This window comes from Desulfitobacterium sp., from assembly GCF_982384815.1.
Genome location: NZ_CEVWNY010000026.1, coordinates 23,099 through 30,290, shown reverse-complemented (window position 1 = coordinate 30,290; position 7,192 = coordinate 23,099). Strand labels below are relative to the sequence as shown.

7 protein-coding genes are annotated in these 7,192 nt (G+C 47.8%); all 7 read left to right on the top strand.

Annotated elements, in window-relative coordinates; genetic code table 11:
• A partial coding sequence (locus tag AC1U9U_RS06315; RefSeq protein ID WP_479959707.1) for an ABC transporter permease subunit occupies positions 1 to 218 on the top strand: 218 nt, incomplete at its 5' end.
• Positions 219 to 266: 48 nt separating this feature from the next.
• The gene (locus AC1U9U_RS06310; protein ID WP_479959706.1) at positions 267 to 1,259 is read left to right on the top strand and encodes an ABC transporter substrate-binding protein; all 993 of its coding nucleotides are present in this window, start codon (positions 267 to 269) and stop codon (positions 1,257 to 1,259) included.
• Positions 1,260 to 1,464: 205 nt separating this feature from the next.
• Complete coding sequence (locus AC1U9U_RS06305) at positions 1,465 to 2,217, top strand: ABC transporter ATP-binding protein (RefSeq protein WP_479959705.1); 753 nt, start codon at positions 1,465 to 1,467, stop codon at positions 2,215 to 2,217.
• An 80-nt stretch (positions 2,218 to 2,297) separates the two neighbouring features.
• Positions 2,298 to 2,975 carry a Crp/Fnr family transcriptional regulator gene (locus tag AC1U9U_RS06300; RefSeq protein WP_479959704.1) on the top strand — a complete coding sequence of 226 codons (678 nt, stop codon included), beginning with the start codon at positions 2,298 to 2,300 and terminating at the stop codon, positions 2,973 to 2,975.
• Positions 2,976 to 3,273: 298 nt separating this feature from the next.
• Entirely contained in the window at positions 3,274 to 3,774 is a 501-nt protein-coding gene (locus tag AC1U9U_RS06295) for a 4Fe-4S dicluster domain-containing protein (RefSeq protein WP_479959703.1), read from the top strand.
• Positions 3,767 to 5,671 (top strand): anaerobic carbon-monoxide dehydrogenase catalytic subunit, encoded by a 1,905-nt coding sequence (cooS, locus tag AC1U9U_RS06290; protein ID WP_479959702.1) that lies wholly within the window; start codon positions 3,767 to 3,769, stop codon positions 5,669 to 5,671. The genes AC1U9U_RS06295 and cooS overlap by 8 nt, the downstream gene beginning before the upstream one ends.
• A gap of 22 nt (positions 5,672 to 5,693) precedes the next feature.
• Positions 5,694 to 6,959 carry an NAD(P)/FAD-dependent oxidoreductase gene (locus tag AC1U9U_RS06285; protein ID WP_479959701.1) on the top strand — a complete coding sequence of 422 codons (1,266 nt, stop codon included), beginning with the start codon at positions 5,694 to 5,696 and terminating at the stop codon, positions 6,957 to 6,959.
• Positions 6,960 to 7,192: the final 233 nt, after the last annotated feature.

The following is a 7,192-nucleotide window of genomic DNA, read 5'->3' as shown; positions in this document are numbered from 1 at the left end:
ATTCCATTGTGGGGGCGGTTATTGCGGAGTGGCTGGGGGGGAATAGCGGCCTGGGGGTCTATATGACTCGAGTGAGGAAATCTTATTCCTTTGATAAGATGTTTGCAGTAATTTTCCTGATCATTATCTTAAGTTTAGTACTTATGAAATGCGTGGAATTGCTCGAGCGCGAAGCAATGCCTTGGGTTCAAGCAGATGATCGGCAAAGTGAGGTCTAATCATTTTCTACTATATAAACAAATTAATATCGGAGGAGACGGATTGAGATGAAAAAAAAGCTTGTTGCAATGATTGTAAGCGTTTTTATGGTTTTAAGCTTGGTAGGTTGTGGTACACAGAATGCAGGAAGCCAAGCGGATAAGAAAATCACCTTTGTTTTAGACTGGACTCCCAACACCAACCATACCGGTATCTATGTCGCTAAGGAGTTAGGGTATTTTAAGGAAGCAGGTTTGGATGTAGAGATAGTACAGCCCCCTGAAGGCGGAGCCTTATCTTTAGTAGCAGCGGGTAAGGCAGAGTTTGCAGTGAGCTTCCAAGAGGAAATTGCCGCAGCCATTACCTCGGACAGTCCCTTGGATGTAGTTGCCGTCGGCACAATTTTACAGCATAATACCTCCGGAATTATCTCTTTAAAAGAAGATAACATCACCAGCCCTAAAGGTATGGAGCATAAAGTCTATGCCACTTGGGATTCGCCTGTGGAAAAAGCCGTCATCAAGCAAGTTGTCACTAAAGATGGAGGTAATTATGATGCCATCCGAATGATTCCCAGCACGGTAACGGATGTGGTTTCTGCCTTACAGACCAATGTGGATGCAGTCTGGGTTTATTATGGTTGGGAAGGGATAGCAACCGTGGTTAAAGGCTTAGATACCAACTATTTTGCCTTTAAGGATATTGACCCGGTGCTGGATTTCTATACTCCGGTAATTGCGGCAAGTTCGCAATTTCTGGAGAAAAACGGAGATACGGCAAAAGCTTTTTTGGCAGCCGCGGCAAAAGGTTATGAATATGCTATTGCTAACCCCCAAGAAGGGGCGAAGATCCTTGTTAAGTATGCACCTGAATTAGATCAGGAATTGGTAACTGTTAGTCAGGAGTATCTAGCGGATCAGTATAAAGCGGAGGTAGAGCAATGGGGCTATATCGATCAAAAACGTTGGGATGGCTTTTATGCTTGGATGTATGATAACAAGCTGATTCCTAAGAAAATTGAGGCCGGTCAAGGTTTTACCAACCTCTATCTGCCTCAGTAGGTGTACCTAGTACAGATAAGCTTTGGGAAATGCCTTCATTAATATCAGTTTGGGGTTAAGATACTTCGCTTTCCTCAGTATGACAAGGGTTGTGTCATCCTGAAGGAGGAACGACTGAAGGATCTTGGATCTAAGGTTGCATCTAGGTATAGATCTATAGGTATGGGCAAAATATTTACGAAATATATAGTTCTTGGGAGTAAAGATGAGTAAGATAAAGCTTGAGACACGCAATATCTCCAAGAGTTTTGCTGGTGAATTAACAATTAAAGATATTAATATAAGCCTCCGCGAGAAAGAGTTGGCAAGCTTGTTGGGGGTGAGCGGCATCGGCAAGAGCACCCTTTTTAATATAGTCGCCGGTGTACTCCCTCCTGACTCCGGTCAAGTTCTGCTTAATGGTCAAGATATTACCGGGATTGCCGGTCAAGTCAGCTATATGCAGCAAAAGGATTTAATGCAACCCCATTTGACAGTTCTCGATAACGTGGCTTTGCCCCTGTTTATCCGGGGTGTGAAAAAGAACCTGGCGCGGGAAGAGGCTGCCGCTCATTTCCGGGAGTTCGGGCTGGAGGGCACCGAAAAAAGGTATCCTACTCAGCTTTCCGGTGGGATGCGGCAGCGGGCGGCCTTACTCAGGACCTATATGTTCTCCCAAGAGGTTGCTCTTTTTGATGAACCCTTTTCCGCCCTTGATGCAATTACTAAGAGCTCTATGCATCGCTGGTATTTGGATCTCATGGAACGCATTAACATGTCCGCGCTCTTTATTACTCATGATATTGATGAAGCGACCTTGCTTTCCGACAGAATATATATTATGACAGGCCCCCCTGGGATCATCGCTCATGAAATCGTCATCGAGGCCCCACGGCCCCGGGGAGATGAATTCCGCTTATCCGATACATTTATGGAGTATAAACGTCGGATCATTAAACTATTAACTTTGTCATGCTGACGGAATTGCAGGGTGGTAAAGGATTTCAAGAGCTTATATAGAAGATATCTTTATGTCACCAAACGAAGGGATGTGGAGATATGGCCCAACCCCCTACCGTTCCGGATCTTGAAACCTTCCCTTTTTTCCGTGGGTTGCCACCGGAGCTGCTGAAAAAATGGCAAAGCAACCTTAGTCGTAAACGTTTTGCGAAACGCCAGCGGTTGATTTTCCCTTCTAACTATCAGGATGTTATCTTTTTTCTTGTCACCGGCAAGGTGAAAATAGCCTACTACTCGGAGGACGGTAAGGAATTCACTATCACCATCCTTGCAGCCGGGGAAGTCTATAGTCAACATTCTTTGGCTATAGCAACGGCGATCGAAAATACGGAGATTTTTTATCTAAGTATGGCTGATTTTCGGATTATGATGGATGAGTGTCCAGAATTGGCTCGCCGCTTAGTACGGGTATTGGGTCAGATCTTACGTTTGACGAATGACTTGATCTTGGATTTGGCTTTTCGCGAAGCGGCTTCGCGGTTAGCGCGGGTTTTTTGGCGTTCGTGCCAGAGCGGAAGCATAGATGCAGATAAGACGGAAGGTATATTAACCTTTTACTTTACGCACGAAGAACTGGCTTCTTTAAGCGGGACCACCCGTCAGACGGTTAATGAAATCTTACGTCATTGGGAGCAACAGGAGATAGTAGAACTGCACCGGGGGCATGTGGTGCTTTTGCGGCCTGAGAAGCTTTGGAATAAGATAAGCCAGGATTAAGCACCGCTGCCAATCTATAAGTAATACAGGGTCGGGATACTTTTACTGCGTTCGGCATGACATAGTGCCGGGTGTCATCCTGAGCATCAGCGGGAGTAGCCTTTTAGAGTCGTATAACATAGTGGGATGTCATCCTGAGCATGTGCGAAGGATCTTTATCAAAGTGGGAAGCTATTGAGCAAAGGAAATTTTCTCAATAGCTATTTTGTGTCGCCAAGGCGACAGTAATTACCTGAAAATTATAATAATATGAACTTGTCAGAATAGAATGGTGTAATTTTAGACAAGGAGGGATAATGTGAAACAATTACTGGTTAACTCGGAACGCTGTGTGGGATGTAAGAGCTGTGAACTGGCTTGTGCCGTGGCTCATTCCCAAACCAAAGAGCTGTATGCAGCGATTTTCGAGCCGGAGCGTCCAAGGAAACGGGTTCATGTCGAGACCGATGGAGAAGTCATTATGCCCTTGCAATGCCGCCAATGTTCGGACACACCCTGTGTTCACGCCTGTATGGCCGGGGCCATGAGGGTAGATAGGACAACGGGATTAGTTCAGGTTACCCCGGAAAAATGTGTGGGCTGCTGGATGTGCATTATGGTCTGCCCCTTCGGAGCAATCACAGAGGGACCCGCCCGGCAGGTGGTAAAATGTGATCGCTGCAGGGAGCTGGATTATGAGCCGGCCTGTGTCACAGCCTGCCCGACCAAAGCCCTCCAATTCCAAGAGGTGGATAGCTTTGCCGGGTCGGCACGCAAAACTTGGATTAATCATCTAAAGGAGGTTAGCAACCATGCTTAATGCCCGGAGTATTGATCCTGCAGCTCTGGATCTGTTAAAAAAGGCCGATAAAGACGGAATTGAAACTGTTTGGGATCGTTATGATAAACAACAACCACAATGCGGATTTGGTAGTTTGGGACTTTGTTGCCGCCACTGTATTCAAGGTCCCTGTCGGATTGATCCTTTCGGGCAAGGTCCGGATAAAGGGATTTGCGGAGCTACAGCGGATATCATCGTCGCGCGCAATTTGCTGCGCCAAGTGGCTGCCGGAGCAGCCGCCCATGTGGATCACGCTTATGATGCGGTAGAGGCTTTGGCGTTGGCCGCCGAAGGGAAGATCGATTACCCAATCGCCGATGAAGGAAAACTAAAGGCTATCGCTTCAGGGCTGGGTATTGCTGCAGAGGGAAAAGATCTCAATGCTTTAGCCTTAGAAGTAGTCAAAGTGGCTTATGCGGATATGGGAAACCATCATAAATCACCGATGCAATGGATAACTGCTCATGCACCCAAACAGCGCCTGGAAGTTTGGGAGACCTTAGGAATTCTACCCAGGAACCCTGACCGGGAAATTCGCGAAGCCATGCATCAGACTACGATGGGTATGGATGCCGATCCTGTCAATCTCCTCTTGGCAACGGCTAAGCAAGGTTTAGTCGATGGCTATGCCGGGTTAAAACTGGCTACCGATATGCAGGATATTCTCTTCGGAACACCGGCTCCGGTAGTCACGGAGTCTAATCTTGGCGTACTTAAAGCTGATTACGTCAACCTAATCGTTCACGGTCATGTCCCGCTGCTATCCGAAAAAATCGTTCAATGGGCCAGAACTCTATCCGCTGAGGCGGAAGCGGTAGGAGCAAAAGGAGTTCAAGTGGCCGGTATTTGCTGTACCGGCAATGAAGTCCTTATGCGTCAGGGCGTTCCTTTGGCAACCAACTACTTAGCCCAGGAATTGGCCATTGTCACCGGCGCAGTTGATGCCATGGTCGTGGATGTTCAATGCATCATGCCTTCCTTGGCTCAGATCGCGGCCTGTTATCATACGGAATTGATCACTACGATGCCTATAGTCAAGATACCTGGAGCAACTCATATTCCCTTCGCTCTAGAAAATGCCGATGAGGCTGCTCAGGAAATCGTTCGTAAGGCGATTGCCGCCTACGCCCGCCGTGATCCCAACAAAGTCCACATTCCCGATTATCGGGCTAAGATCATGGCCGGCTTCAGTGTGGAAGCCATTGCCGGGGCCTTAGCTAAGTTAGATGCCGAACAGCCGCTTAAGCCCTTAGTAGATAATATCGCCAATGGTAATATTGTCGGGGTAGTCGCCACCGTAGGCTGCAATAATGTCAAGGTAACTCAGGATATTTTCCATGTGGAGATGGTTAAGGAGCTGCTCAAGAATAATGTACTGGTAGTGGCAACGGGGTGTTCCGCCCATGCTCTAGCCAAAGCCGGCATGATGAACTCCGAGGGCACAGAATTATATGCCGGTGCTACCCTTAAGGCTGTTCTTACCGCCATTGGCGAGGCTGCCGGCCTTGGGGCACCCCTGCCCCCGGTACTGCACATGGGAAGCTGTGTCGATAATTCCCGTATCGGTGATTTGGTGACGGCTTTAGCCGGTTACCTTGGGGTGGATTCGGCAGCCCTGCCGGTAGCAGCCAGTGCCCCGGAGCCCCAGCATGAAAAGGCTTTGAGTATTGGCACCTGGGCTGTAACGATGGGAATAACCACCCATTTAGGTGTGGTGCCACCTGTTTTAGGCAGCAAACAAGTAACGGAACTTCTCACAGCCGGACTCACTGAGGTTATCGGCGGTAAGTTCTATGTGGAGACCGATCCGGTCAAAGCAGCCCATGGGTTGATCGGGGACATTAAGCAAAAACGGCGGGCGCTGGGCCTAGCTTAAACGGTCCGGGGAGGAACGCCTTATGAACTATCTAATTATTGGCAACAGTGCTGCCGGCCTTTTTGCCGCAGAAGGGATTCGCCGGGCCGACCCTCAAGGGAAAATTACAGTGCTGACAGAGGACCGATGCCCTTCCTATTCTCGCTGCCTGACTACTTATTACTTAGCCGGTGACATTCCAGAGGAACAACTCTTTCTGCGAACCCCGGAGGAAATGGTAAGGCTAAACCTGGATATTCATTATGGGTGCGGGGTGACGGGACTTGATTCACAGCAACAAGTGGTAAACACTGCTGCCGAAGGGGATTTTCCCTATGACAAATGCTTAATTGCCACCGGGGCTTCCGCTGTAACTTTAGATCTCCCGGGTGCTGATCTTCCCCAAGTTTTTACGCTGCGCCATCTGGAGAATGCGAGGAACATTAAAGCCTTACTGAAGCCCGGTCGTAAAGCCGTGATCATTGGGGGCGGTTTAGTCAGCTTAAAATCAGCCTATGCCCTTAGCAAGCAAGGACTGGAAGTCCGGGTGATAGTTTCTTCGGGATATATTCTTTCCCAAATGCTGAATCAGGCTGCAGCCCAAAAGTTGGCAGAGCATCTTAAAGAACACGGTATCGACATTATCCTTAACTCAGATGTCGCAGCCATTAACGGTAAAACACATGTAGAATCTGTGCAACTTAAAGATGGGCGAACCCTGGAAGCGGATCTGGTTATCGTAGGCAAAGGAGTCCGCCCCAATATTCGGCCTTTTCAAGATGCAGGACTTAACCTTGGTCAGGGCATATTGGTTAATGAATATATGGAGACAAATCTTCCTCATGTCTACGCTGCCGGGGATGTGGCGGAAACCTATGATCTGCTCCGGGAAAGCCCCCACATTAATGCCATCTGGCCCAATGCCACCCGGCAGGGGTATATTGCCGGGCTGAATATGGCCGGTAAACTCACAGCTTACTCAGGTTCCATGGGTATGAATGCGGTGGACTTCTTTGGTCTAAGGATAATTTCCGCCGGAATTATTAAGCCACCGGTGCCTCAAACTGCTCAAGAATCAGTTTCTTCGTCTTGGCATACTACGGAAAATTCCTACCGTGATCCTACTTCCGGTCAAGTAACCCATCAGTATCTGACTTGGCTGGGTGATAAGCTTAAAGGATATGTCCTAATCGGCAACCCTGAACGGGCGGGAGTACTAACTGCATTAATTCAGGCTCAAAAAGAAATCTCACAAGATATTGTAAAAGGTCTCAGGGCAGGGAAGCTGGGTATTAAACCATTCCTTTAAGGTCAAACTAAAGGTAATAACGCCTTGGAGGTACCTTAGATGGGAGACAAAAGTCCGAAGAATATTGCTAAGCAGAAAAAGAAAGCTGCAAAAAAGGTAAATACACCGACACCATAATGAGTATTAACCCCAAATAGCATTTGGAGCACGTTGATAGTTACTTCAACGTGCTCCTTCATTATTGGGTAGACCTTACCGACTAAAGAATTAAGATGTCCTTCCTCAAAGGTAGC